The sequence below is a fragment of the Microbacterium testaceum StLB037 genome, assembly GCF_008763945.1.
In the GTDB taxonomy this organism is placed as follows: Bacteria; Actinomycetota; Actinomycetes; order Actinomycetales; family Microbacteriaceae; genus Microbacterium; species Microbacterium testaceum_G.
Window position 1 is genome coordinate 470,239 of record NZ_VTQH01000003.1, and the last position, 23,524, is coordinate 493,762.

The 23,524-nt window shown below is 70.2% G+C and carries 28 protein-coding genes and 1 tRNA gene; 19 read left to right on the top strand and 10 right to left on the bottom strand.

Going from position 1 to position 23,524, the window contains the following annotated elements:
- The first annotated feature begins 51 nt into the window (after positions 1 to 51).
- On the top strand, positions 52 to 798 hold the full coding sequence (locus tag F9B98_RS14580; RefSeq protein ID WP_150958705.1) for a phosphoglyceromutase: 747 nt from the start codon (positions 52 to 54) through the stop codon (positions 796 to 798).
- Positions 799 to 861: 63 nt separating this feature from the next.
- On the opposite strand, the gene phoU is transcribed toward F9B98_RS14580, so the two are convergent.
- Complete coding sequence (phoU, locus tag F9B98_RS14585; RefSeq protein WP_150958707.1) at positions 862 to 1,545, bottom strand: phosphate signaling complex protein PhoU; 684 nt, start codon at positions 1,543 to 1,545, stop codon at positions 862 to 864.
- Between the two features lie 172 nt (positions 1,546 to 1,717).
- On the opposite strand from phoU, the gene F9B98_RS14590 reads away from it, so the two are divergent.
- On the top strand, positions 1,718 to 2,932 hold the full coding sequence (locus F9B98_RS14590) for a sensor histidine kinase (RefSeq protein ID WP_150958709.1): 1,215 nt from the start codon (positions 1,718 to 1,720) through the stop codon (positions 2,930 to 2,932).
- Positions 2,929 to 3,612 carry a response regulator transcription factor gene (locus tag F9B98_RS14595; RefSeq protein WP_150958711.1) on the top strand — a complete coding sequence of 228 codons (684 nt, stop codon included), beginning with the start codon at positions 2,929 to 2,931 and terminating at the stop codon, positions 3,610 to 3,612. Before F9B98_RS14590 ends, F9B98_RS14595 begins: the two co-directional genes overlap by 4 nt.
- 57 nt (positions 3,613 to 3,669) lie before the next feature.
- Here the strand turns inward: F9B98_RS14595 and F9B98_RS14600 are convergent, their stop codons facing one another.
- Positions 3,670 to 4,230, bottom strand: coding sequence for a DNA modification methylase (locus tag F9B98_RS14600; protein WP_150958724.1), 561 nt, complete (start codon positions 4,228 to 4,230; stop codon positions 3,670 to 3,672).
- Positions 4,231 to 4,391: 161 nt separating this feature from the next.
- Between F9B98_RS14600 and F9B98_RS14605 the strand changes: the two genes are divergently transcribed.
- Entirely contained in the window at positions 4,392 to 4,874 is a 483-nt protein-coding gene (locus F9B98_RS14605) for a CarD family transcriptional regulator (RefSeq protein ID WP_013585821.1), read from the top strand.
- Positions 4,875 to 4,922: 48 nt separating this feature from the next.
- Positions 4,923 to 6,125 (top strand): 2-C-methyl-D-erythritol 4-phosphate cytidylyltransferase, encoded by a 1,203-nt coding sequence (ispD, locus tag F9B98_RS14610; protein WP_150958726.1) that lies wholly within the window; start codon positions 4,923 to 4,925, stop codon positions 6,123 to 6,125.
- On the opposite strand, the gene F9B98_RS14615 is transcribed toward ispD, so the two are convergent.
- Positions 6,122 to 6,583, bottom strand: coding sequence for a GNAT family N-acetyltransferase (locus F9B98_RS14615; protein WP_225310365.1), 462 nt, complete (start codon positions 6,581 to 6,583; stop codon positions 6,122 to 6,124). The two genes, ispD and F9B98_RS14615, sit on opposite strands and share 4 nt — an antisense overlap.
- Before the next feature lie 68 nt (positions 6,584 to 6,651).
- Here F9B98_RS14615 and cysS point away from each other — a divergent pair, with 68 nt between their 5' ends.
- From cysS to F9B98_RS14630, 3 genes are read left to right on the top strand one after another with little or no spacing between them, the layout of a single operon-like run.
- Positions 6,652 to 8,052: a cysteine--tRNA ligase gene (gene cysS / locus F9B98_RS14620; RefSeq protein ID WP_150958728.1), complete on the top strand. Its 1,401-nt coding sequence runs from the start codon at positions 6,652 to 6,654 to the stop codon at positions 8,050 to 8,052.
- Complete coding sequence (gene rlmB / locus F9B98_RS14625; protein ID WP_150958730.1) at positions 8,045 to 9,040, top strand: 23S rRNA (guanosine(2251)-2'-O)-methyltransferase RlmB; 996 nt, start codon at positions 8,045 to 8,047, stop codon at positions 9,038 to 9,040. The genes cysS and rlmB overlap by 8 nt, the downstream gene beginning before the upstream one ends.
- 19 nt (positions 9,041 to 9,059) lie before the next feature.
- On the top strand, positions 9,060 to 9,701 hold the full coding sequence (locus tag F9B98_RS14630) for an NAD(P)-dependent oxidoreductase (protein ID WP_150958732.1): 642 nt from the start codon (positions 9,060 to 9,062) through the stop codon (positions 9,699 to 9,701).
- Between the two features lie 259 nt (positions 9,702 to 9,960).
- On the opposite strand, the gene F9B98_RS14635 is transcribed toward F9B98_RS14630, so the two are convergent.
- Positions 9,961 to 11,283 carry a DUF4032 domain-containing protein gene (locus tag F9B98_RS14635; RefSeq protein WP_150958734.1) on the bottom strand — a complete coding sequence of 441 codons (1,323 nt, stop codon included), beginning with the start codon at positions 11,281 to 11,283 and terminating at the stop codon, positions 9,961 to 9,963.
- A 79-nt stretch (positions 11,284 to 11,362) separates the two neighbouring features.
- Entirely contained in the window at positions 11,363 to 12,466 is a 1,104-nt protein-coding gene (locus F9B98_RS14640; RefSeq protein WP_150958736.1) for an ABC transporter ATP-binding protein, read from the bottom strand.
- 237 nt (positions 12,467 to 12,703) lie between these two features.
- On the opposite strand from F9B98_RS14640, the gene F9B98_RS14645 reads away from it, so the two are divergent.
- The 4 genes from F9B98_RS14645 (at position 12,704) to F9B98_RS14660 (ending at position 14,689) form a co-directional block, all read left to right on the top strand.
- A complete protein-coding gene (locus F9B98_RS14645; RefSeq protein WP_318527711.1) occupies positions 12,704 to 13,660 on the top strand; it encodes a DsbA family protein in 957 nt (318 codons plus the stop codon).
- 41 nt (positions 13,661 to 13,701) lie between these two features.
- Positions 13,702 to 14,079 (top strand): hypothetical protein, encoded by a 378-nt coding sequence (locus F9B98_RS14650; protein ID WP_150958739.1) that lies wholly within the window; start codon positions 13,702 to 13,704, stop codon positions 14,077 to 14,079.
- 61 nt (positions 14,080 to 14,140) lie between these two features.
- A tRNA-Thr gene (locus F9B98_RS14655) sits at positions 14,141 to 14,213 on the top strand.
- A 77-nt stretch (positions 14,214 to 14,290) separates the two neighbouring features.
- The gene (locus F9B98_RS14660) at positions 14,291 to 14,689 is read left to right on the top strand and encodes a hypothetical protein (protein ID WP_150958741.1); all 399 of its coding nucleotides are present in this window, start codon (positions 14,291 to 14,293) and stop codon (positions 14,687 to 14,689) included.
- Positions 14,690 to 14,712: 23 nt separating this feature from the next.
- Here the strand turns inward: F9B98_RS14660 and F9B98_RS14665 are convergent, their stop codons facing one another.
- The 3 genes from F9B98_RS14665 to F9B98_RS14675 all read right to left on the bottom strand — a co-directional run bounded on the left by F9B98_RS14665 (position 14,713) and on the right by F9B98_RS14675 (position 17,385).
- On the bottom strand, positions 14,713 to 15,186 hold the full coding sequence (locus F9B98_RS14665; RefSeq protein ID WP_150958743.1) for a nucleoside deaminase: 474 nt from the start codon (positions 15,184 to 15,186) through the stop codon (positions 14,713 to 14,715).
- 69 nt (positions 15,187 to 15,255) lie between these two features.
- Complete coding sequence (locus F9B98_RS14670) at positions 15,256 to 15,537, bottom strand: hypothetical protein (protein ID WP_150958745.1); 282 nt, start codon at positions 15,535 to 15,537, stop codon at positions 15,256 to 15,258.
- Between the two features lie 3 nt (positions 15,538 to 15,540).
- Positions 15,541 to 17,385, bottom strand: coding sequence for an amylosucrase (locus tag F9B98_RS14675; protein WP_412177050.1), 1,845 nt, complete (start codon positions 17,383 to 17,385; stop codon positions 15,541 to 15,543).
- Positions 17,386 to 17,518: 133 nt separating this feature from the next.
- Between F9B98_RS14675 and F9B98_RS14680 the strand changes: the two genes are divergently transcribed.
- The 4 genes from F9B98_RS14680 (at position 17,519) to F9B98_RS14695 (ending at position 20,467) form a co-directional block, all read left to right on the top strand.
- On the top strand, positions 17,519 to 18,043 hold the full coding sequence (locus F9B98_RS14680; RefSeq protein ID WP_150958749.1) for a hypothetical protein: 525 nt from the start codon (positions 17,519 to 17,521) through the stop codon (positions 18,041 to 18,043).
- Between the two features lie 45 nt (positions 18,044 to 18,088).
- Complete coding sequence (locus tag F9B98_RS14685) at positions 18,089 to 19,087, top strand: hypothetical protein (RefSeq protein WP_150958751.1); 999 nt, start codon at positions 18,089 to 18,091, stop codon at positions 19,085 to 19,087.
- A complete protein-coding gene (locus tag F9B98_RS14690) occupies positions 19,084 to 19,449 on the top strand; it encodes a GntR family transcriptional regulator (RefSeq protein WP_225310366.1) in 366 nt (121 codons plus the stop codon). Before F9B98_RS14685 ends, F9B98_RS14690 begins: the two co-directional genes overlap by 4 nt.
- A 76-nt stretch (positions 19,450 to 19,525) precedes the next feature.
- On the top strand, positions 19,526 to 20,467 hold the full coding sequence (locus F9B98_RS14695) for a DMT family transporter (RefSeq protein WP_191966870.1): 942 nt from the start codon (positions 19,526 to 19,528) through the stop codon (positions 20,465 to 20,467).
- Positions 20,468 to 20,544: 77 nt separating this feature from the next.
- On the opposite strand, the gene F9B98_RS14700 is transcribed toward F9B98_RS14695, so the two are convergent.
- Entirely contained in the window at positions 20,545 to 21,096 is a 552-nt protein-coding gene (locus tag F9B98_RS14700) for a nitroreductase family protein (RefSeq protein WP_150959115.1), read from the bottom strand.
- Positions 21,097 to 21,110: 14 nt separating this feature from the next.
- The gene (msrB, locus tag F9B98_RS14705; RefSeq protein ID WP_150958755.1) at positions 21,111 to 21,518 is read right to left on the bottom strand and encodes a peptide-methionine (R)-S-oxide reductase MsrB; all 408 of its coding nucleotides are present in this window, start codon (positions 21,516 to 21,518) and stop codon (positions 21,111 to 21,113) included.
- A 72-nt stretch (positions 21,519 to 21,590) separates the two neighbouring features.
- Here msrB and F9B98_RS14710 point away from each other — a divergent pair, with 72 nt between their 5' ends.
- The 3 genes from F9B98_RS14710 to F9B98_RS14720 are packed head-to-tail and all read left to right on the top strand — an operon-like array spanning position 21,591 to position 23,482.
- Positions 21,591 to 22,580 (top strand): DUF2332 domain-containing protein, encoded by a 990-nt coding sequence (locus tag F9B98_RS14710; RefSeq protein WP_150958757.1) that lies wholly within the window; start codon positions 21,591 to 21,593, stop codon positions 22,578 to 22,580.
- Positions 22,581 to 22,589: 9 nt separating this feature from the next.
- Positions 22,590 to 22,844 (top strand): DUF3263 domain-containing protein, encoded by a 255-nt coding sequence (locus F9B98_RS14715; RefSeq protein WP_150958759.1) that lies wholly within the window; start codon positions 22,590 to 22,592, stop codon positions 22,842 to 22,844.
- Between the two features lie 35 nt (positions 22,845 to 22,879).
- Positions 22,880 to 23,482 carry a LytR C-terminal domain-containing protein gene (locus F9B98_RS14720; protein WP_150958761.1) on the top strand — a complete coding sequence of 201 codons (603 nt, stop codon included), beginning with the start codon at positions 22,880 to 22,882 and terminating at the stop codon, positions 23,480 to 23,482.
- The last annotated feature ends 42 nt before the right edge of the window (positions 23,483 to 23,524 follow it).

Below are 23,524 nucleotides of genomic sequence, written 5' to 3' on the forward strand. Positions count from 1 at the left end.
GCCAGGCGCCCCGGCCCCGGTCAGCGGCCTCGGCCTCGATAGCATGGACCCATGCCTCACACGCTGATCCTCCTCCGCCACGGGCAGAGCGAGTGGAACAAGACCAACCAGTTCACCGGCTGGGTCGACGTGCGACTCACCGACCAGGGCAAGGCCGAGGCCCAGCGCGGCGGCGAGCTGCTCGCCGAGTCCGGCGTCCTTCCCGACGTGCTGCACACCTCGGTGCTCAGCCGCGCGATCCAGACGGCGAACATCGCGCTCGACGCGGCCGACCGTCTCTGGATCCCGGTCAAGCGGTCGTGGCGCCTGAACGAGCGTCACTACGGCGCCCTGCAGGGCAAGGACAAGGCGCAGACCCTCGAGGAGTTCGGCAGCGAGCAGTTCATGCTGTGGCGTCGTTCGTTCGACGTTCCGCCGCCGCCCCTGCCCGCCGACGAACAGTACAGCCAGGTCGGCGACCCCCGCTACGTCGGCATCGACGGCGAGGTGCCCGACACCGAGTCGCTGAAGATCGTCATCGATCGCATGCTGCCCTACTGGCACAGCGACATCGTCCCCGACCTGCAGGCAGGCAAGACGGTGCTCGTGACGGCGCACGGCAACTCGCTGCGTGGCCTCGTCAAGCACCTCGAGGGCATCAGCGACGCCGACATCGCGGAGCTGAACATCCCCACGGGCATCCCGCTCGTCTACCAGCTCGACGACGACCTCCAGCCCCTCGGCCCGGGCGAGTACCTCGACCCCGAGGCCGCGGCCGCCGGCGCCGCTGCCGTCGCCGCGCAGGGCAACAAGCACTGAAAGCACGAGAAGAGGGGGTGGATGCCGGTCGGCATCCACCCCCTCTTCTCGCGTGTGCGGCGGTCAGATGACCGGGCTGGGCTCGTGCGCTGCGTCGTCGTCGGCGCCGGCCCAATCGCCCGTCGCCAGGTAGATGACCTTCTTGGCGACCGAGACCGCGTGGTCGGCGAAACGCTCGTGGTACCGGCTGGCCAGGGTGGCGTCGACGGTGGCGGTCGCCTCACCCTTCCAGGAGTCGCCGAGCACCTTCTCGAAGACGCTGACGTGCAGTTCGTCGATGTCGTCGTCGGCATCGCGGATGGCCTCGGCGATGCGAAGGTCTTGCGTGCGCAGCAGTTCGGCGAGCTTGCGCGCGACCTCGACGTCGAGCTCGCCCATCCGGGTGAAGGTGCTCTTCAGGCCCTTGGGGATCGCGCGCTCGGGGAAGCGCGACCGTGCGAGCTGAGCGATGTGCTCGGCCATGTCGCCCATGCGCTCGAGCGAGGCGCTCACCCGGAGAGCGGTGACGACGATACGCAGGTCGCGGGCCACGGGCTGCTGGCGCGCCAGGATCTCGATGGCGAGCTCGTCGAGCTCGACGGCCTTCTCGTCGATGACCGCGTCGGCCTCGATGACCTCTTCGGCGAGGGAGACGTCGCTCGTTCCGAACGCGCGCGTCGCGCGGTCGATGGCGATGGTCACGAGGTCGGCGATCTCGACCAGCCGGCTCTGAACGTCCTCGAGGGACTGGTGGAATACTTCGCGCATGGCGGGTACCTTCCTCGTCGTGGGCACGGCACAGAGGCGTCCCGCAACCCTCGGGGATTCTTCCCAGCGAAGGTTAACGAGTGGTGCTGTGACAGTGAATAGTAGCCTCTGCTCGCGCTCTCGCGGGGGTGAACGGCCGGTGACGCTCCAGGAGCGCCCCTACGCTGGAGGCATGGAACAACCGCAGCTCGTGCTGCTCGCGCTCCTCGCAGGACTCCTGGTCGGAGCGGCGGCGGTCGGTCTCGTAGTCGCCGCACTCCGCGCCCGTGACCGCTCCCTGGCGCAGACCTCCGCAGAGGTGCCGGAGGGCGTGGAGGCCATGCTGGGGGCGATGGACGACCCCGCCTTCGTGTGCGACACCTCGTCGACGGTGCTGGCGCTCTCGCCCGCCGCCGAGGTGTTCGGTGTACAGGCCGGAGAGGTGATCGCGAGCGAGGAGCTCAAGCGCGTCGCCCGCGTCGCCCGCGACACCGGCTCGGGCATCGCCGAGAACCTGCGGTTGCGCCGCGGCGCCGCTCCCGCCGAGCCGCGCCTGGTGGCGGTGCGTGCGACCCCCATCTCGCCCCGCCTGACGCTCCTGGTGCTCCGCGACATCACCGAGCGCGAGCGCGTGGAAGAGATGCGCCGCGATTTCGTCGCCAACACGAGCCATGAGCTGAAGACGCCGGTCGGGGCGGTGAGCCTGCTCGCCGAGGCCATCGAGTCCGCCGCCGACGATCCCGCCCAGGTGCGCCACTTCTCGACCCGGCTGCAGGCCGAGGTCACGCGCCTCGCCGCCCTGGTCAATCGCATCCTGAGCCTCTCCCGGCTCCAGGCCTCCGACGAGTTGCGCGACGTGCGCGACGTCTCGATCGACGAGGTCGTGGCATCCGCCGTCGAGGGGTACGCCGTCCAGGCCGACGCCGCCCAGGTCACCGTGGTGCGCGGCGGCACGAAAGGGCTGTGGGTTCGCGGCGAACCGCAGATCCTGACCGAGGCCGTGGGCAATCTCGTCGCCAACGCGATCGCCTACTCCCCGGAGGGGTCGAAGGTCGGCATCGGGGTCAAGCTCGACGACACGGTGGTCGAGATCGCCGTGACCGATCGCGGCATCGGCATCCCCGAGAGCGACCAGCACCGGGTCTTCGAGCGCTTCTACCGCGCCGACCAGGCCCGCTCGCGGCGGACCGGCGGCACGGGCTTGGGCTTGTCGATCGTGAAGCACGCCGTGCAGCGGCACGGAGGGGAGGTGCGGTTGTGGTCTCGGCCCGACCGCGGCTCGACGTTCACCATCCGCCTGCCGATGTCGGATGCTCCCGACCTCGACATCGCCCGCCCCAAACCCCGTCGCAAGGGCCGCAAGAGCTCCGCGACGACACCCGTACCCGCGAAGGGAGACACCGCATGACCCGCGTTCTGATCGTCGAGGACGAGCCCGATCTGGCCGACCCGCTGGCCTACCTGCTGCGTCGGGAGGGCTACGAGGTCGAGATCGCCGAGGACGGCGCACTCGCGCTGGTCGCCTTCCGCGAGCGCGGCGCCGACATCGTGCTGCTGGATCTGATGCTGCCCGGGATGCCGGGAACCGAGGTGTGCCGCCAGGTGCGGCTGAGCTCGCAGGTGCCGATCATCATGCTGACGGCCAAGGACTCCGAGGTCGATATCGTCGTCGGCCTCGAGCTGGGCGCCGATGACTACGTCACCAAGCCCTACTCGACGCGGGAGCTGCTCGCGCGGATGCGCGCGGTGCTGCGGCGTCGCGCACCCGAGGAGGCGGACCTCGACGACCGCATCCTCTCCGGCGGCCGCGTCGTGCTCGACATCGACCGTCACACGGTGTCGGTGGACGGCGGGGAGATCAACATCCCCCTCAAGGAGTTCGAGCTCCTCGAGGTGCTCATGCGCAACGCCGGCCGGGTCCTCACCCGCGGGCAGCTGATCGACCGCGTGTGGGGGACCGACTACTTCGGCGACACCAAGACCCTCGACGTGCACATCAAGCGCATCCGCTCGCGCATCGAGCAGAACCCGAGCGAGCCGAGCATGCTCGTCACCGTGCGGGGTCTGGGCTACCGCTTCGAAGCCTGACGCACCGCGCGAACGACGAAGGCGCCGACGAGGATCGTCGGCGCCTTCGTCGTGAGATCAGGACGCGGGGGTCGCGCTGGCCGTCGGGGTCGGCGTCGCCGAGGGCGTGGCCGGGATCGAGACCGTCGCCTCGGGGGTCGGAGCGAGGGGAGCCAGGTACTCCAGGGCGCCGTCGAGGACGGGCACCTGGATGAGCGCACCCTGTCCGTCGCCGGACTGGAAGTAGACGGGGACCGTCGAGCCGGGCACGGCGTCGATGTCGTCGAGGCGGAGCGGCTCGACACCGTTGGCCAGGTCGCCGAGGCTGAGCGTGCGGTTGGCCGGCACGTTCACCGAGGAGCGGACGGCCGTGGAGCCCTCGCCGACCTCGAGGCGCAGGGTCAGCGAACCGGTGGTGTCGTTGACGATGGCGGCGACGAGGTTGCCGGTGGTGCCGTCCTCGTTCGCGACGATCAGCGCGTTGCGCACGTGCAGGGGGCCGGAGTCGGCCGGCACGTTGACGCCGTCCGAGGCGGAGTAATCGATGGTGGTCGCCTGCGGGGCGAGGATGTTGCATCCCGTCGTACCGAGCACGACAGCTGCACCCACGGCGATGGACGCGATCAGGCGCGTTTTCACGGATCCTCCAAGATCGACAGACGGCATCCTGAACATCCTACGGGGTCCGCGGAGCGGCCCCGCTCGCCCGCGCGTGCGAGAGGGGATGGGTGGGGGGAGGGCGGAACCTTAGCGCATGCGGGCCTGTGGTATCCTGGATGTTGCCGAAAGGACATAACTCCATGCTTTTTGAGGTTGGCGAGACCGTCGTTTACCCGCACCATGGCGCGGCCACGATCATCGAGGTCAAAGAACGCGTCATCAAGGGCGAGACGAAGAAATACCTGAAGTTGAACGTCACGCAAGGCGACCTCGTGATCGAGGTCCCGGCTGACAACGTCGACCTCGTCGGCGTTCGCGACGTCATCGGCAAAGAGGGTCTCGACCGCGTCTTCGACGTGCTGCGCGCACCGTTCACCGAAGAGCCCACCAACTGGTCGCGCCGCTACAAGGCGAACCTCGAGAAGCTCGCCTCGGGCGATGTGATCAAGGTCAGCGAGGTCGTCCGCGACCTGTGGCGCCGTGACCAGGACCGCGGCCTGTCTGCCGGTGAGAAGCGCATGCTTGCGAAGGCCCGTCAGATCCTCGTGTCGGAGCTCGCTCTGGCCGAGAAGACCGACGAAGACCGCGCGAGCGTCGTGCTCGACGAGGTCCTCGCGTCCTGACCCCGCTCGGCGCGTCGCCCGTTCGCGGCGGCGCGCTAGCGTGAACGGGTGACTCTCAGCCCTGTCCCGCGTCTCGCGGTCATCGTCGTCGCCGCCGGATCCGGCACCCGCCTGAAGGGCGGCGCGCCGAAGGCGTTCGTCGGTATAGACGACCGATCGATCCTGCACCACGCGTTGCGCGGGGTGGTCGCCGCGACGACGGCCCAGGTGGTCGTCGTGGTGCCGTCGGGGTACGAGGGCGAGGCGCTCACCGATGCTCGGGATGCCGCGGGCGATCGCGCCGATCTGCTCACCGTCGTCGTCGGTGGTGCGACCCGACAGGAGTCGGTCGCCGCGGGCCTCGGCGCGCTCTGGGCCGATGTCGACACCGTGCTCGTCCACGATGCCGCCCGCGCGCTCACCCCGGCCGCGGTGTTCGACCGCGTGATCGCCGCGGTCGACGCGGGCGCGGCAGCGGTCATCCCGGTGCTCCCCGTCGTCGACACCATCAAGCGCGTCGACGCGGACGGGAGGGTCGTCGGTCCCGTCGACCGGTCGGAGCTCGCCGCCGCCCAGACCCCGCAGGGCTTCCGCCGCTCGGTACTCGAGGCCGCCCTGGCCTCGGTGGACACCGATTACACCGACGATGCCGCCGCGGTGGCCGCCGCCGGTCACGACGTGGCGACGGTGGAGGGCGATGCCGTGGCCTTCAAGATCACGACCGGCCCCGACCTCGACCGGGCGCGCGCACTCCTGGCGACCGGGTCTTCGGCATCCGTCGTCCGTCCTCCGGTGCACGATGCTCCGCGCGTGGGCATCGGCACCGACGTGCACGGCTTCGGGGGAGAGGGCACGCTGTGGCTCGCCGGCCTCGAGTGGCCGGGCGAAGAGGCGTTGTCGGGGCACTCCGACGGGGATGCCGTGGCTCACGCGATCGTCGACGCGCTGCTGGCCGCCGCCGGGCTCGGCGATATCGGCACGCACTTCGGAACCGACCGGCCCGAGTTCGCCGGTGCCCACGCCGAGGCGTTCCTCGCGCACACGGTCGGGCTGCTGTCGGCCGCCGGGTGGCGCATCGGCAACGTGTCGGTGCAGGTGCAGGCGAACCGCCCGCGCTTCGCCGCCCGCCGCCTCGAGGCCGAGCGGGCCCTGTCCGCCGCCCTCGGCGGCGCACCGGTGTCGGTGAGCGCCACCACGACCGACGGGCTCGGCTTCACCGGACGCACCGAGGGGGTCGCCGCCTTCGCGACGGCCCTCGTGCTGCCCGCCTAGAGTTCGCGGGTCATGAAGGTCGACAGCGGATCCGGCGCGTACGGGGCGAAGGCCGGGCACTCCGCGAACCCCTCACTCGCGTAGAGCCGTCGCGCCGGGATGAAGTCGCCGGTGCTGCCCGTCTCGAGCCAGAGACTGCGGATGCCGCGCTCGCGCGCATCGTCCATGATGTGCCGCAGGATCGCGCGGCCGATGCCCTGGCCGAGGAAGCTGTCCACGACGCGCATCGACTTCAACTCGGCGCTGTCGCCGCCGAGGTCCTTGCACGCGCCGATGCCGGCGAGTTCGTCGTCGACCCACGCCGACCACACCGTGACGCCGTCGGCGGTGAGCCGGTCCACATCGAGGGCGTGCACGCTCTCGGCGGGCGTGTTCTCGAGCATGCCCGCGAGATGGGCGGCGACGAGAGCACGCGTGGCGTCGGCGGACAGATCATCGGGGCGAATGACGAGAGGCACTCCCGCACCCTAACGACCGCATGTTTCGGGCACGGGTCGCGCCGAGGGTCGGCCGGTAGGCTGGGCCGGTGACTGTTCGGCTGTACGACACGAAGACGCAGGGACTCCGCGACTTCGTCCCCCTCGACCCCTCGAACGTCACGGTCTACGTCTGCGGTCCGACCGTGCAGTCGGGCCCGCACATCGGTCACGTGCGGGCCGCCCTCGCCTTCGATCTGCTGCGACGCTGGCTCGCGCATCGCTACGGCCGGGTCACCTTCGTGCGCAACGTCACCGACATCGACGACAAGGTGCTCGCGAACGCCACCGAGACCGAGCCGTGGTGGGCACTGGCCTACCGGATGGAGCTCGACTTCTCGCGTGCATACGACGCCGTCGGCATCCTTCCCCCCACCTACGAACCCCGCGCGACGGCGTCGGTGACGCAGATGCAGGAGCTCATCGCCGAGCTCATCGAGCGCGGCCACGCCTATGCCGCGGCCGGCGACGTGTACTTCGACGTGCGCTCGTGGCCCGCCTACGGCGAGCTGACGCGCCAGAGCCTGGATGCCATGGAGCCGGCCGCCGACGCCGACCCTCGAGGAAAGCGCGACCCCCGCGACTTCGCGCTGTGGAAGGGCGCGAAGCCCGGTGAGCCCACCTCGGCGACCTGGGCTTCGCCGTGGGGTGCGGGACGGCCCGGTTGGCACATCGAGTGCTCGGCGATGTCGCGGCGATACCTCGGCGGCGAGTTCGACATCCACGGCGGGGGACTCGATCTGCGCTTCCCCCACCACGAGAACGAGATCGCGCAGTCGACCGCGGCCGGCGACGCCTTCGCCCGGTACTGGGTGCACAACGGCCTGGTCACCGTGGACGGCCAGAAGATGTCGAAGTCGCTCGGCAACTTCACCCTCGCCTCGGACGTGCTCGACGCCCACGACCCGCTCGTGGTGCGCTACGCCCTCGCCGCGGCGCACTACCGCTCGAACCTCGACCTGAGCGAGGCGTCGTGGGCCGAGGCCGAGACCGCGCTCGGACGCATTCGCACCTTCCTCGACCGGGCGCGGCGCCACGTGCAGGCGGGATGGCCCGAGGCGAAAGAAGGACTCCCGACGGAGTTCGTCGAGGCGATGGACGACGACCTCTCGGTTCCCCGGGCTCTCGCGGCGATCCACACCAGCATCCGGTCGGGGAATGCGCTGCTCGACGCCGGCCGGTACGATGAGGCGAAGCAGCACGTCATGGACGTCACGCAGATGACGCTCGTCCTGGGTCTCAACCCTCACTCTTCTCAGTGGGGTGGCGCCGATGGGGGCGCGGAGACCGCCGCTCTGGACACCCTGGTCCAGACGATGATCGCGCAGCGCGCGCAAGCGCGCGCGGACAAGGATTGGGCGGCCGCGGATCGCATTCGAGACGCGATCGCCGCCGCAGGAATCACGCTGGAAGACACTCCAGCCGGAACACATTGGAGTATCGATGGCTAAGCCTGGACGCCCCGGAGCACGCAACCCCGGCAAGAAGAAGGGCCCGCTCAAGGGCACCGGCGGGCACTCCCGCAAGGCGCTCGAGGGCCGGGGCCCCACCCCCAAGGCCGAGGACCGCGCGTGGCACCCCGCGGGCAAGCGCAAGGCGGCCGAGGAACGGTACGCCGCAGCGGGCGGTAAGGGTCGGCCGGGCGTCCGCGCCGTCGGCAACCCCAACCGCAAGAGCCCCAAGGCGGCGGACGACACCGAGACGGTCACCGGCCGTAACTCGGTGCTCGAAGCCCTGCGCGCCAAGATCCCCGCGACCGCGATGTACATCGCGCAGCGCGTCGAGATGGACGACCGCGTCAAAGAGATGCTGTCGATCGCGACCAACCGCGGCATCCCGGTGCTCGAGGTCACGCGCCCCGAGCTCGACCGCATGGCCGGTTTCGACGGCGTGCACCAGGGCGTCGCGCTCAAGGTGCCGCCCTACGCCTACGCCCACCCGCAGGATCTCCTCGAGCAGATCATCGACCGGGGGCAGCTGCCGCTGCTCGTCGCGCTCGACGGCGTCACCGACCCCCGCAACCTCGGCGCGATCATCCGCTCCACCGGTGCTTTCGGCGGCCAGGGCCTGATCATCCCGCAGCGCCGCTCGGCGAGCGTCAACTCCGCGGCGTGGAAGACCAGCGCGGGCGCCGCCGCTCGCATCCCCGTCGCCCTCGCGGCGAACCTCACGGCCACGCTGAAAGAGTTCAAGAAGCAGGGCGTCTTCGTGCTCGGTCTCGACGGCGACGGCGATGTGTCGCTGCCCGACCTCGAGCTCGCCGACCGCCCCGTCGTGATCGTCGTCGGCTCCGAGGGCAAGGGCCTCTCGCGCCTCGTCACCGAGACCTGCGACCAGGTCGTGTCGATCCCCATCTCCGCCGCGACCGAGTCGCTCAACGCCGGTATCGCGGCATCCGTCGCCCTGTACCAGGTGTCGACGCTCCGCGGCACCGTCTGATCCACCGGAAGGAACGCTCATGCCCCGTATCGCCGTCATCGGAGGCACCGGTTACGCCGGAAGCCACATCGTCACCGAGGCCGTCCGCCGCGGACACACCGTCGTCTCGATCGCCCGCTCGGTGCCCACCGAGCGCGTCGAGGGGGCGACCTACCTCGAAGGCACCGTCCTCGACGTTCCCGGTCTCGTCGCTCAGCTCGAGGGCGTCGACGTCGTCGTCTCGGCCGTCGCTCCGCGCGGCGACATGGAGGGCCAGCTCCGTCCCGCGATCGCCGAGCTCGTCACGGCGCTCCCCGAGAACGTCCGCGTGGGCGTCGTCGGCGGAGCGGGCGGTTCGCTCGTCGCCGAGGGAGGCCCGCGCCTGATCGACACCGACGGGTTCGCCGAGGAGTACAAGCCCGAGGCGCGCGAAGCGATCGGCATCCTCGAGGACCTGCAGGCCGACGACACCGGTCGCGACTGGTTCTACGTGCACCCGGCCGGCGGCTTCGGCTCGTGGACGCCGGGTGAGCGCACCGGTTCGTACCGCGACGGGGGCGACGTGCTCGTCGTCGACGGCGAGGGCAACTCGTTCATCGGCGGCGCCGACTTCGCGGTCGCCATCCTCGACGAGATCGAGAACCCGAAGCACACGCGCGAGCGCTTCACGGTGGGCTACTGAGCCCGCGCGACACCGAGGCCGCGGCATCCTGGATCTGATTCCGGATGCCGCGGCCTCCGTCGTTCCGCCGGCGCGGCGCCCGCGTCGGTGGCGCGCGGTCCGGTGTGCGACCCTCCCGGGGTCGGCGCCGCCGAGCACACGTGATCTGGCCGAGATCGCACGTCGTAGCGCGTGGTGTCGCCCAGATCACGTGACCTCGTCGCGATGACGTGCCGGAACGCGTGATCTCGCGGGCGGTCGGGCCCGCGCGAACGGGCGGTCAGACCAGGTCGCGCCAGTCGACGGAGTCGGTGTCGGTCGTGGGGACCTCGCCCGTGGCGGGGGCGTCGGAGTCGGAGACCGTCGCGAGCGACATCGTGTCGGTGGGCGGGCCCATGACCGTGGCCTCATCGCGGCGGTGGCGGAGGACGTCGTCGATGTAGGAACTGACCACCTCGGCGAGCGGGACGGAACGCCCGCGCGCCTGCGACATGTACCAGCGGTGCTCGAGCACCTGGTGGAACACCTCGGCGGGCTCGAGCTTGGCCCGCAGGTCCCACGGGATCGCCATGACGATCGGCTCGAAGACCCGGGTGAGCCACTCGTGTGCGACCATCTCCTCGTCGGCGCCGAGGCGCGAGACGCGGGCGCGGAACTCGTCGAGGTCGTTGAGGAGGCGCCGGGCCTGGTTCTCTTCGACGTCGAGCCCGGTCAGCCGCAGCAGCCGGCGCTGGTGGTGGCCGGCATCGACGACCTTGGGCTGGATGGACACCTTCGTGCCGTCGCTGGCGGTGCGGATCGACATCTCGCCGATGTCGAAGCCCAGGGCGTTCAGGCGGTGGACCCGCTCGGTGATGCGCCACGACTCGTCGACCGCGAAGGACTCCTTGTCGGTGAGGGCGCCCCAGAGCGAGTGGTACGAGGACACCAGCCCGTCGGCGATGGCCACGGCATCCACTCCGCCTTCGAGGCGGCCTCCGGCTTCGAGGTCCATGATCTCGCCGGCGATGTTGGTGCGCGCGATGTCGAGATCGTGGGCGCGCTGGCCGGGGCTCAGGCGGTTGCCGTGCAGTTCGCCGGTCTCGGCGTCGACGAGGTAGGCCGCGAACTCGCCGGCGTCGCGGCGGAACAGCGTGTTCGAGAGCGAGACGTCGCCCCAATAGAAGCCGACGTTGTGCAGACGCACGAGCAGCACCGCGAGGGCGTCGACCAGACGCGTCGCGGTGTGGGGACGCAGCACCTGCGTGAACAGGGCGCGGTAGGGGAGCGAGAAGCGCAGGTGGGCCGTGACGAGAGCCGCGGGCAGAGGGCGGCCGGAGGCGTCGGTGCGGCCGGCGATGACGGCGACGCGGTCGACGCACGGGGCATCGAGGCGGTCGAGGTTGCCCAGCATGTCGTACTCGCGGCGGGCCATCTCCTCGGTCGTCTCCTTGATGGCGACGACGCGGCCGGAGAGGTTGGCGAAGCGCACGAGGTGACGCGAGATACCCTTCGGCAGAGCCACGATGTGGCTGCTCGGCCAGTCGGCGAGGCCGGTCGACCAGGGCAGTTGCAGAAGCCCCGGGTCGACGGTGCTCGCGGTGATGCTGAGGGATTCGGACACGGGGTACCTCCGGGAAACGGTGCGGCGCGCCCCCGGCCCGACGGATCGGGACCGGGGACGCGCCGCGTCGGTGCGAGGGTCAGGCCGAGGCGATGGCCCGGTCGGTCAGGCGCTCGCCCGACTCGAGGTCGAACACGTGGACGTGTCCGGGGACCGGGGCCAGCACGACCGTCTCGCCCGCGTTGGGGTGGCGGCGGCCGTCGACGCGTGCGACCAGGTCGGTGCGCTTGCCGTTGATGTCGGTGTGACCGTAGAGGTAGCCGTCGGCGCCGAGCTCCTCGACGAGGTCGACGACGACCGAGAGGCCGCGGCCGTCGGCCGGGGCGACCTGGATGTCTTCGGGACGCACACCGATGGTGACCTCGGAGCCGTGGGCCTTGCCGATGGTGTCGGCCTCGACGGGGACCACCAGGTTGCCGAACTGCACGCCACCCTCGGCCAGGTCGGCCGTGAAGAGGTTCATGGCGGGCGAGCCGATGAAGCCGGCCACGAAGACGTTCTTCGGGGTCTCGTACAGGTCGCGCGGGGTGCCGACCTGCTGGAGGAGGCCGTCCTTGAGCACGGCGATGCGGTCGCCCATGGTGAGGGCCTCGGTCTGGTCGTGCGTGACGTAGACCGTGGTGACGCCGAGGCGACGCTGCAGCGACGCGATCTGGGTACGGGTCTGGACGCGGAGCTTGGCGTCGAGGTTCGACAGCGGCTCGTCCATGAGGAACACCTGGGGCTGACGCACGATCGCGCGACCCATGGCGACGCGCTGACGCTGACCACCCGAGAGCGCCTTGGGCTTGCGGGTCAGGTACTGCTCGAGGTCGAGCAGCTTGGCCGCCTCGAGGACGCGAGAGGCGCGCTCCTCTTTGCCGACACCGGCGATCTTCAGCGCGAAGCCCATGTTCTCGGCGACGGTCATGTGGGGGTACAGCGCGTAGTTCTGGAACACCATCGCGATGTCGCGGTCCTTCGGGGGGACGTCGGTGACGTCGCGGTCGCCGATGAGGATTCGGCCCGAGTTGACCTCTTCGAGGCCGGCGAGCATGCGCAGCGACGTGGACTTGCCACAGCCGGAGGGGCCGACGAGAACGAGGAACTCGCCATCGGCGACGTCGAGGTTCAGCTTGTCGACCGCGGGGCGGGTTCCGCCCGGGTACAGACGGGTTGCGTTGTCGAAGGTGACGGACGCCATGTTTTCTTCTCCTTCACCGGCAGGTACGTGCCGGACGATCCGTAGTGAATGGAATGAACGGGGGCGACCCCGTGCGCCCGACATTGGACGCAATCGTCAGTATCGCACGTGTCTGGTCATTTCTCAGCCAGCCTGGCTACCATCGATGCTCGGTCGCCCCACCCGAGCGTCCCCCCTGATTTCATGCGGCATCGTCCGTGCCCGGAAGGTTTCATGTCCCACGACCAGTCACCGAATGTGCCCGCAGAACGCGACCGCCGCGAGGCGGTGCGCGAGAAGGCGCAGCAGGTCAAGGCGAAGCAGACGCGCTGGCGCATCGCGCGGCGCTCGATGGTGGCCATCGGTGCCGTCGCGGTGATCGGCGTTGGCGCGGTGGGTGTGTCGTTCGCGCTCAACTCGCGCGAGGCGCGTTCGCAGGCTCTCCCCGATGCAGCGACCGATGACGGCTTCGTGATCACGAGTGCGTCTCAGGTCGCCGATCCCCTCGCGGCGCAGACCGTCGACGGCAGTGCCGCGACGATGTCGGCTCAGGCCACGGCCCCCGGTACCGACACAGCCCCCGACGCGGCGGCCACGCCCGAGCCGACCAGCACGACGGCGCCCGTCGACATCCGCGTGTACGTCGACTACATGTCGGCCGAGGCCCGCGAGTTCCAGACCGCCAACGCCGGCCAGCTGTCGAAGTGGGTGGGGGACAAGGCAGCCACCCTCACCTACTACCCGGTGGCGATGCTGACCTCGAAGTCGAACGGCACGAAGTACAGCCTGCGGGCGGCCGGCGCGGCCGCGTGCGTCGCCACGCACTCGTCGGACCGCTTCTTCGCCTTCAACCACGAGCTGCTCACCAATCAGCCGGCGGTCGACTCCGACGGGTACAGCGACCAGCAGCTCGCCGACATGGCGCAGGGTGCCGGCGTGAGCGACATCGGGACCGTGCGCGACTGCATCGAGAGCGAGACCTACACGGCGTGGGCCAAGGCCGCGACCGATCGAGCGATCAAGGGTCTGCCGGGCACGAAGGGGCAGGCGCTGACGGCCACTCCCACCGTCCTGGTCAACGGCACCGAGTACGTCGGCAACATGGACGATGCGAAAGAGTTCGCCCAGTTCGTGCTCACCGTCGACAGCAACGCATATTATTCGACCGCCACCCCGACGCCGTCGCCCACCGCGTCGGCCACTCCCGCGGGGTGAGCGGGCAGCACGTCCTCGCGGTCTTATGAGATTCTGGTGACATGGACAACGAGCTCGAGGATTCCCCGCCGCGGCGGTCCCTCTCGCAGCTGAAGGAATGGGTGCAGGAATTCCGTGATCAGGGTCACCTCATCGCGGGCCAACTGAAGGTCGTCGAGCAAGAAGACGCGGACAGCCAGGACACCGGCCTCGTGGTGATGAACCTCATGAACGCGCGCGCCTCGATCTACATGCAGCCGACGGGCTACGACGAGCCGCTGTGGGAGGCGACCCTCACGGCGCGGCCCGACGATCTGACCCTTTCGCCGCACGAGATGGCGAGCCTCGCCGCCGAGCTCGTGGTGGCTGGCAACCTCTGCTCGTTCCTGCAGTGGAAGTCGCTCGAGTGGGACCGCGAGAGCGGCACGCACACGGACTGACGCGTCGAGAGCGGCTCGCGGGCCGTTCTAGACTCGTCGATCGAGACGCCCCGCGTCTCACGCCGGCTTGGCGCAATTGGTAGCGCACCGTACTTGTAATACGGGGGTTGCAGGTTCAAGTCCTGTAGCCGGCACCTCAGTCGAATCCTTCCAGGAGTCAACCCCGCGGACGGTTCTCCCGCGACGTCCGCCGGACGCCTAGGCTCGCCTCGTGAGCGACGACGAACTCGAGAATTCCCCACCTCGGCGATCCCGCGAGCAGCTGCAGGGCTGGGTCGACGAGTTCGAGGAGATGGAGCACTGCATCGCGGGCAGCATCTCGGTCGCACCGCAGGAGGACGACAGCGTTGAGGACACCGGACTGGTGATCCTCCGCCTCCGATACGCCTCGTCGTTCGTCTACATGAAGCCGCGCGGTTTCGACGATCCTCTTTGGGAGATGACCATCACACCGCAGCCCCGAGAGCTCGGATTGTCCGTGCACGGGATCGCCAGCCTCGCCGCCGAGCTCGTCGTGGCGAGCAACCTCTGCACGTTCCTGCAATGGAAATCCCTGGAGTGGGACCGCGAGAGCGGTCAACGCGAGCTCGCCTCAGGCGAGGGACGCTGACCGCCCATCGAGGTCTGCCCGGCTCAGCCGCTGTGGTTCGCGGTCCACTCGCGGAACGGCAGTGAGGAGTCTTCGACGTCCACCCGCTTCGACGGCAGCGCACGTTTCTCGACCGGCTTGACGTACTCGTCGTAGAAGGTCGCGAGGCTCATGAGGCGGTTGCCGTCCTCGTAGTGCTTGCCCTCCTCTTCGCGCGTCACGGCGTAGACGAGGCGGTCCGGCTGCGCGTAGTACACGGCGCCGAGGCACATCGGGCAGGGGTAGGCGGTCACGAACATGTCGTAGCCCGAGAGATCGCCGATTCCCTTCTCGGCGGCGGCACGAATGGCGCGGATCTCCGCGTGCGCGGTGGGGTCACCCTCCTGGGCGACGTGGTTCACCGCCTCGACCACGATCTCGCCGTCTTTGACGATGAGGCAGGCGAAGGGCTTTCCGCCGGCCTGCACGTTCTCCCTCGCGCGGGATACGGTCAGGGCGGACAACTCGGCGTCGTTCATGTCCTCACGCTAGGCGTCTCCGGCCGCCCCGAGCGGCCCTGCCGTTCCGGGTCGATTCGTGCTACTCGCTCACGGCAACGCCCGCGCGAGAGCGACGAGGAACACCGCCGCGGCGACGATCATCGCGAGCCCCGCCAGCAGCGCACCCGCGACAGCGGCCCACCGCAGCGGCCCTCTCCGCCGGCCCGCGTCCAGCGCGAACAGCAGGGAGCAGACCGCCACGACCAGCACGAGCAGGTCTCCGACGAGCCCCGGAGGCGCCCACACCGACGTCGCGATCGCGACCACCCCCGCCGCCGACGCGCCGAGATGCCACGCTTGGTTTCCCGGTCGGGAGGGGGCGTCCGGCACGGCTCAGCGCATCCGCACGCGCAGCCACCGCACCCCGTGCGGCGCGAGGGTGAGTCCCGCACCCATCCAGACGGGCAGGGACGACACGAGATCGAGGGCCTCCGGTGCCATCCCCGACAGGGTCAGGGCGTCGATCTCGACGGCCGAGTCGCTCACGTTGGCGAGCACGAGCACGGAGAAGTCCTTACCGGGGCGCAGGAACGAGACGACGGATGCCACGTTCGCGCCGAAGGCGATCAGCTCGTTGCCCGCGAACTCCGGCGTCGACCGGCGCACCTCGGTGAGCCGCGAGAGTCGCGAGAAGACGCGACCGGCCGGGGTGCCGGCATCCGTCCGCTCCTCGAGATTCCGCTCGGGACGGAAGGGGCGGTTGACCCACCGACTGTCGCCGGCCTCTTCCGGCCGCTCGGTGTAGGAGTAGTCGTTGAGCTGGGCGACCTCGTCGCCGAGGTAGAGCAGGGGGATGCCGCCGGTCGAGAGGGCGAGAGCGTGGGCGAGCACGACGCGGTCTTCACCCCCGGCGTCACCCGCCTCGATGCCGGCGAGAGAGGCCGTGGTCCCGGTCACGCGGGCATCGCCCGTGCGCGGGTTCTCCTGGAACGGGACGCCGCGGGCGAACGAGCCCTCGGCGCGGCCCACGTAGAAGTCGTTGAGGAATCGGCGGTGCGCGTAGCCGTCGATGCCGAGCTCGGCGGCATCCTCGTCGGCGAAGGTCCAGCCGATGTCGTCGTGGCTGCGCACGTAGTTCACCCAGGCCGTTCCGGCGGGCAGGGCGTGGCGCCTCTCGAGCGCCTGCTGCAGCAGGCGGCCGTCGCGGGTGGCGAGCGCCTCCCACGTGAGAGCCATCTGCAGGGGGTTGTACGAGATCTGACATTCATCCGGAGAGATGTAGGAAATCACCTCGTCGGGGTGCACGATGGCTTCGGACTTGAACAGCAGACCGGGAGCCGCCATCCGCAGCACCGCGTTGAACGCCTGCAGCAGCAGGTGCGCTTCGGGCAGCGATTCGCAGGTCGTGCCGAGCCGCTTCCAGATGAAGGCCACGGCATCCATGCGGAGGATTTCGACGCCCTGGTTGGCGAGGAAGAGCATCTCGCCGGCCATCGCCTCGAACACCGCGGGGTTGGCGTAGTTCAGATCCCACTGGAAGTGGTAGAACGTCGCCCAGATCCACCGTCCGTCGTCGAGCTGGACGAACGAGCCGGGGTGGTCGTCGGGGAAGATCTCGCGGGTCGTCCGCTCGTACGCGTCGGGCAGCTCGCGGTCGGGATAGATGAGGTAGAAGTCCTCGAACCCCGCCTCGCCCGCGACGGCCTTCTTCGCCCACTCGTGCTCGTTGCTGGTGTGATTGAAGATGAAGTCGACCACGAGCGAGATCCCCGCCCGCCGCAGCTCGGTCGCCAGCGCCGCGAGCTCGTCCATCGTCCCGAGCGCGGGATTCACCCGGCGGTAGCTCGACACCGCGTATCCGCCGTCGCTGTTTCCCTCGGGGCTTTCGAACAGCGGCATGAGGTGCAGGTAGGTCAGGCCCAGCTCGCGGAAGTACGGGATGGATTCCCGGATGCCGCGGAGCCCGCCCGCGTACCGGTCGACGTAGCAGACGCCGCCGAGCATGCGCTCGCTCGCGAACCAGTCCGGAGCGCTCTCGCGCTCGCGGTCGAGGGCTTTCAACGTCCTCGGGCGCGCGGTCCACGAGGTGCGGGCGAGTTCGACGACGGATGCCAAGCGCTCGAGGCCATCGGGCCGTTCACCGTAGAGCCGGGTGAAGAGGTCGTGCAGGCGCGGGAGGTGCTGCTCGGCGTGTGCGAGGAACTCGCGATCGGCGTCGGCCGTGCGGAGGTCGTCGATCAGGCGCGAGACGTCGTCGGGGCCGGGTCGGAGCTGGGTCACGGGTCACAGCCTGACGCATCCGGGCGGTCCGGGTCGACATCGACGTGCCGCGGCGGTGGTGGGAGGGGCGGGGGTGAGTCATCATGGGCCCGTGACTCCGGAATCGGAAACACGCCCGTCGACCCTCGTCGCCGCCCTCGCGGGCGTTGTCGCGACCGTGGCCTACGCGAGCGTCGCGCTCCTGCAGATCCTCGTGTGGAATCCCGAGGCCGCCGTGCCGGGTTCCGCCGCCGCGGACGTCTGGCGTGCGGTGGGGGAGGCGAATCAGGGGCCGCCGAACGCGTTCGTGGTCGGCGTCATCGCGATGGGGCCGCTGCTCGCGGTCGTCCTTCTCGTCGTGTACACCGTCACCGGCTCGAGCGTCTGGAACACCGTCGCGGGCTACCTCGGCCTTCTCGTCGCGGGACTGCCGGGGTATTTCGTCGCGTCGTTCGGTCCGGGGATGGGGCTCGCCGATACGTACGGGATCAGCGGGGGAGACTTCGCACCCGGTGGTGACGTGCTTTTCATCGTCAGCACGATGTCCGTGATCGGCCTCGTCGCGATCTTCGTCGGAGCGGCGGTTCGCGGCCGTCTCGGGCGGATCGGTGTGCCGCGCCGCGAGATTGTGTCATGAATGTGAGACAAATTGTGCTAAACATGTGACACGAAAGGTGGTCGCATGAACGACTTGTCCCTGGGAAACCGTCTGCTGCACGCTTCCGCGCTCGAGGTGGTGACGGGGCTTCTGTCGTCCCCGGTGATCTGCTTCGTCGTGGCTGTCGCACTTGCCGTCGTCGTGGCATTGTCCCGACGTCGCACCGGGGGATCCGGTGTGCCCCGCGGCGAGAGCATCGCCCTGGGGATGATCGCGGGCACCGTCGTATTGGGGTGGATCGCAGACGTCGTCCTGCGCGGGTACGTCTTCGACATGTCGGCGACGGTCTCGTGGTGGCGGTTCGCCGTACCGCCCGTCATCGCCGCGGCGGGCCTTCTCCTCTTCGCAGCCACGCGGAGGACGCCCCATCCGAGGCGTCCCGTCGACGCCGGGTCGGTCTCCCGCCGGACGTGGACGACCTTCGGCCCGCGCTACGGCGTGGTGAGCCTCGCCGCCTTGACGGTGGTGACCATCGTCGTCACCGTCGTCTTCGGACGCATGTCGTTCGCGTTCGATCCGGGCCTGGCGGCGCACGTCGCGCTGCAGGTTCCGAATACCGGCGAAGCGCCCGTCGTCACGGTCTTCCCCGGCTGGGCGTACGGCATTCCGCTCATCGTCTCCGTGCTGCTGCTGGCCGCGGCGACTGTTCTGGGGCTGCACCGCAACGCGCGCCGGCCGTTCTCCGCCCATCTTTCGACCGGTTCGGAACGTGCGCACCGATCGGGCGCGGCCCGGAACGTGACGGCGATCGCGATCGGTGTCGTCTCGATCGCGCTGGCGGGTCTGCTGCGGATGGCGCGTCGGGGAGTGGCCTCGTCGATGGTGAGGATGACCGACTCCGGGGCCGAATCGGCGGTGACCGTCGACATCCCTCACGCGGACCTGCTCACGATCGGCGGATTCCTCGCGCCCCTGCTGGAAATCGGCGGATGCGCCCTTCTCGCCCTGCTGGTCCTGCGCGCTCTCGGGCTCGGCGTGACCGCGATCCGCCGTTCCTCCGACCGGGTCGAGGTCGTCGCGTGAAAGACGCACCCCCCGTCGAGACGACGAGCACGCCGACCGACGTGCAGCGGCTGTTCCGCGGATTGATCGGAACGGGACGGCTGGGAAGCGGCGAACGGCTTCCGACGGTGCGCCAGGCCGCCGAGGATTTCGGCGTCGCGCCGGGCACCGTCCAGAAGGCGTACCGCGCCCTTGAAGCCGAGGGCCTCATCGTCAGCCGTGTCGGCTCCGGCACGAGAGTCGCCCCGGGAGTGGCGGTCGTGTCGGCGGGAATGGCCCGCCAGCTGCGCGCGATCATCGAAGCGGCCTCGGCCGACGGCGTCGAGATCGAGACCCTCGTCGATGTCCTCCGCTTGCTGGGGGACGACGCGCGTTCCTCGTGAGGTTCGCCGCTGAGGCCTCGCGCCGCGTCGTACGATCGACGGTGGCTCCCGCCCGGGGGTTCGCGAGAGGAGCGCCGTGTCGGAGCGGGGGTCGGTCGGTCTGGCCGTCGGGGGAGCGGTGCTCATCGGCGCCCTCACCGCGCTGCAGGCGCGCATCAACGGCAGTCTCGGTGCCGAGCTCGGGGACGGTTTCGTCGCCGCCGCGATCTCCTTCAGCTCGGGCCTGGTCATCCTCGTCGCCCTGTCGACCTTGATTCCCGAGGGGCGACGCGGGTTCGGGCGCCTGGTGGCCGGCATCCGGTCTCGATCCATCCCGCCGTGGATGCTGCTCGGCGGCCTGGTCGGGGCGTTCACGGTCGCCAGTCAGGGCTTGACCGTCGCGACGATCGGGGTGGCGCTGTTCACCGTCGGCTTCGTCGCCGGACAGACCACCGGAGGGCTCGTGCTCGACCGCATCGGGTACGGACCGGCCGGGGTCGTCCCGGTGACCGTCCGCCGACTGATCGGCGCGCTCCTGGCCATCGCCGGCGTGGTCGTGTGCCTCTCCGGGGACTCCCTGGGCGGCGTCCCCCTCTGGATGCTCGTCGTGCCGGCCGTCGCCGGTGCCGGCGTGGCGTGGCAACAGGGGACGAATGGGCGGCTGCGCGTTCGCGTCGAGAGTCCGCTGACCGCCACCCTCGTGAACTTCATCGGGGGCACCGTGGTGCTGCTGGTGGCCGCCGGTGTGCACGTCGCCTTCGTGGGAGCGCCGCGCACCGTGCCGTCCGAGCCCTGGTTGTACCTCGGTGGAGCCGTCGGCGTGATCTACATCTTCTTGTCGTCTGTCGTCGTGCGCCGCACGGGGGTGCTGCTGCTCGGCCTCGGCTCGGTCGTGGGGCTCCTGTCCACCTCGGTGCTGCTCGACGCGCTGTGGCCGGCACCGGCGGCACCGTCGACCGTGGTGGCTCTGCTGGCCGCGGCCGTGGCGATCGCGGGGGTCGTCGTCGCCGCGGTGCCCGTCCGGCGTCGCTCCCGCTGAGCCGCGGACGAGGGGCCGGCCAAGACGACGACGCCGCCGAGGACCGGAGTCCCGCGGCGGCGTCCATCGGATGCAGGTCAGAGACGCGTCTCGTCGACCGTGCGCTTCTTCTTGCCTCCGGGCATGCGCGACAGGTGCTTCGCGGCATCCACCGTCTTGCGACGCGCGGGGCGGGTGCGCGGGGGCTTGCCGCCGACGTACAGCCAACCGAGCAGGACTTCGCCCTTCTCGAGCCCGTGGGCCTTCGCGAGCACCTTGCTGCGGGTGTTGTCGTCGGTGCGCCAGAACACGCCGAAGCCCGCCTCGTCGAGCACGAGGCTAAGCATGTGGGCGACTCCGGATGCCACGGCCTCCTGCTCCCACGCGGGGATCTTCTTCGAGCGGAGATTCGCCACGACGGCGATGATGAGCGGCGCACGGCGCGGCTTGGAGGAGTGGCCCTTCTTGCCGTCCGCCTTGTTGAGTGCGCGGGCGAGGATGTCGCGGTCGGCGCCGCGGATCTCGATGAGCCGCCAGGGCTTCAGACTCTTGTGATCGGCCACGCGACCGGCCGCGGCGACGAACGCCTCGAGCTCGGGGCCGGTGGGGGCCAGGTCGGTGACCTTCGACCACGACCGGCGATCGCGCATCGCCTCGAGTGCGCTCACGCCTTGTCTTCGGGGGTGAAGCTGAGCGACAGCGAGTTCATGCAGTAGCGGTCGCCGGTGGGGGTGCCGAAACCGTCGGGGAAGACGTGACCCAGGTGCGAGCCGCAGTTCGCGCACCGCACCTCGGTGCGCTGCATGCCGTGGCTGTTGTCTTCGATGAGCTCGACCGCCTCGGGGCGCACGGACTCGTAGAAGCTCGGCCACCCGCAGTGCGAGTCGAACTTCGTGCCGCTCTGGAACAGCTCCGCTCCGCACGCGGCGCAGGCGTACAGACCGGCGCGGCTCTCGTCGAGCAGCTCCCCGGTCCAGGCGCGTTCGGTTCCCGCCTGGCGGAGCACGGCGTACTGCTCCGGGCTGAGCTCGGCGCGCCACTGATCGTCGGACTTGTCGACGGCGTAGGTCATGTTCACTCTCCTTCTTCGCCTCCATTCTCTCGTGCCCGACGGCGGTCAGGTCGTGACGGCATAATCTCCCGGGTGACTCAGGATGCCGTGACCGCCGTCGCCGACCGCTACCGACGCTTCGCCCGAGACGAGGCGCCCGGACGCTCGGCCGTCTACGAGGCATGGGGCCATCGCGTCGCGGACGATCCCGCGGTGGGGGCCGTGCTCGCGCGCATCCCGGAGACGCGGAGACAGCCGCCGCTGGTGTTCGCCGTCCTGCGTCTGCAGGGTGCGCCGCTCGACGACGTCGATACATGGGCCTCGTGGGTTCTCGCGCACGCCGACGCGATCGTCGACGAGTGCGCTCGCCGGAGCGTGCAGACCAACGAACCCCTCCGCTGCGCGGCCCTGCTGCCGGCACTGTCGCTGATCGAGGGACCCATCGCCCTGCTCGAGGTGGGAGCGAGCGCCGGACTCTGCCTCTACCCCGACCGGTACTCGTACCGGTACCGCCGCGGCGACGAGGTCGTCGCGCTCGACCCCGTCGACGGGCCGAGCGACGTCGTCCTCGACAGCGCGCTCGACGGTCGCCCCGACCTCCGCCTCCCCGAGGTCGTTTGGCGGGCGGGCATCGATCTGTCCCCGCTCGACGCGCGATCACCCGGGGACCGCGCGTGGCTCACCACCCTCGTGTGGCCGGGGGAGGAGGGGCGGCGGGAACGCATCGAGGGGGCCCTCGACATCGCGGCATCGGATCCCCCCGTGCTGGTCGCCGGAGACGGCGCCGAGGCCCTCCCCGCGCTCGCCGCTGAGGCGCCCGCCGGGGCTACCCTGGTCGTGACGACGCCGGGTGTGCTGGCACACGTGCCGCGGGTGCACCGGGCGGCGGTGATCGATGCGGCACGATCGGCGGGTCGATGGATCACCCTCGACGCGCCCGGCCTACACGACGGGTGGGCGCGGCGCCCCCAGCTCTCGCGGGGCGGGTTCGCCCTGGCGGTGGACGGCGATGCGGTCGCGGAGGTGGACCCTCTCGGGGCGTGGGTGGCGTGGCATCCGGGATCGGGGTTCTCGGCGCAGTAGCGTGACGTCGTGCCTCTGTCGGACCGTGACCTCGCCTTCCTCGCCTTCGAGGGGGAATGGCGCCGTCACGCGGGCGCCAAGGAGGAGGCCATCCGCGCCGAGTTCTCGCTCACGCCCGCTCGGTACTACCAGCTGCTCGGACGCCTGATCGACACCCCCGAGGCGCTCGCATACGACCCGATGCTGGTGCGACGTCTGCGACGTCGACGCGACGAGGCGGCCGCTCAGCACCGCGCGCGCCTGGGTCGCACGGCGGCACGCTGACAGGCTCGCCCCGGCGCGACCGATAGCATCGTCCAATGGCCAGATCGACCTTCCCTCGGGATCGCTTCGACGACCTGCCGGCCGAATCCGGCCGCGTCGGCGCCCACCGGGCCGTCGCTCCACGACTGCGCGGGTGGATCGTGTTCCTGTGGGCCGCGATCGCCACGCTCGTGCTCATCATCGCCGGCATCTTCGCGACGCTCGTCGTCTCGGGGCGCATCTCGCTCGGGTCCGACGACGCTCCGACCCCGGTCGCCTCGGCGGAGCAGACCACCCCGGCCGTGGTCGACACCTCGTACTCCGTCGTGGTGCTGAACGGCACGCCCGACAGCGGTCTCGCCGCCTCGGTGCGCGATCAGATCGTGGCGGCGGGGTGGAGCGGCGAATCCGTCGAGACCGGCAACTCCGACAGCACCGATTTCGCCGACACGACGATCTACTACCGCCTCGCCGGCGACGAAGCGGCGGCAGAGGGGCTGGCGCAGACCATCGGCGGGGCGCAGATCGCTCAGAGCGACTTCCTGCAGCCGACGGACGACCCCAACACCCCCGACGACGAGAGCGACGTCAAGCGACTGATCGTGGTCATCGGTCTCGACCGCGCGTCGGGCGCCGCGTCCGCATCGCCCGCCTCCTGACGCGGCGGTGGCCGCGTGTTTCCGCGGCGTAACAAGTTGGGT

Excerpts from the sequence above, each read along its gene's own strand:
- F9B98_RS14640 (WP_150958736.1), bottom strand. The coding sequence starts at position 12,466 with ATGGCGTCCGTCACCTTCGACAACGCAACCCGTCTGTACCCGGGCGGA.
- F9B98_RS14650 (WP_150958739.1), top strand. The coding sequence starts at position 13,702 with ATGGACAACGAGCTCGAGGATTCCCCGCCGCGGCGGTCCCTCTCGCAG.
- F9B98_RS14605 (WP_013585821.1), top strand. The coding sequence starts at position 4,392 with ATGCTTTTTGAGGTTGGCGAGACCGTCGTTTACCCGCACCATGGCGCG.
- F9B98_RS14595 (WP_150958711.1), top strand. The coding sequence starts at position 2,929 with ATGACCCGCGTTCTGATCGTCGAGGACGAGCCCGATCTGGCCGACCCG.
- phoU (WP_150958707.1), bottom strand. The coding sequence starts at position 1,545 with ATGCGCGAAGTATTCCACCAGTCCCTCGAGGACGTTCAGAGCCGGCTG.
- F9B98_RS14700 (WP_150959115.1), bottom strand. The coding sequence starts at position 21,096 with ATGCGCGATCGCCGGTCGTGGTCGAAGGTCACCGACCTGGCCCCCACC.
- F9B98_RS14580 (WP_150958705.1), top strand. The coding sequence starts at position 52 with ATGCCTCACACGCTGATCCTCCTCCGCCACGGGCAGAGCGAGTGGAAC.
- F9B98_RS14630 (WP_150958732.1), top strand. The coding sequence starts at position 9,060 with ATGCCCCGTATCGCCGTCATCGGAGGCACCGGTTACGCCGGAAGCCAC.
- F9B98_RS14590 (WP_150958709.1), top strand. The coding sequence starts at position 1,718 with ATGGAACAACCGCAGCTCGTGCTGCTCGCGCTCCTCGCAGGACTCCTG.
- msrB (WP_150958755.1), bottom strand. The coding sequence starts at position 21,518 with ATGACCTACGCCGTCGACAAGTCCGACGATCAGTGGCGCGCCGAGCTC.
- F9B98_RS14720 (WP_150958761.1), top strand. The coding sequence starts at position 22,880 with ATGGCCAGATCGACCTTCCCTCGGGATCGCTTCGACGACCTGCCGGCC.
- rlmB (WP_150958730.1), top strand. The coding sequence starts at position 8,045 with ATGGCTAAGCCTGGACGCCCCGGAGCACGCAACCCCGGCAAGAAGAAG.
- F9B98_RS14685 (WP_150958751.1), top strand. The coding sequence starts at position 18,089 with ATGAACGACTTGTCCCTGGGAAACCGTCTGCTGCACGCTTCCGCGCTC.
- F9B98_RS14665 (WP_150958743.1), bottom strand. The coding sequence starts at position 15,186 with ATGAACGACGCCGAGTTGTCCGCCCTGACCGTATCCCGCGCGAGGGAG.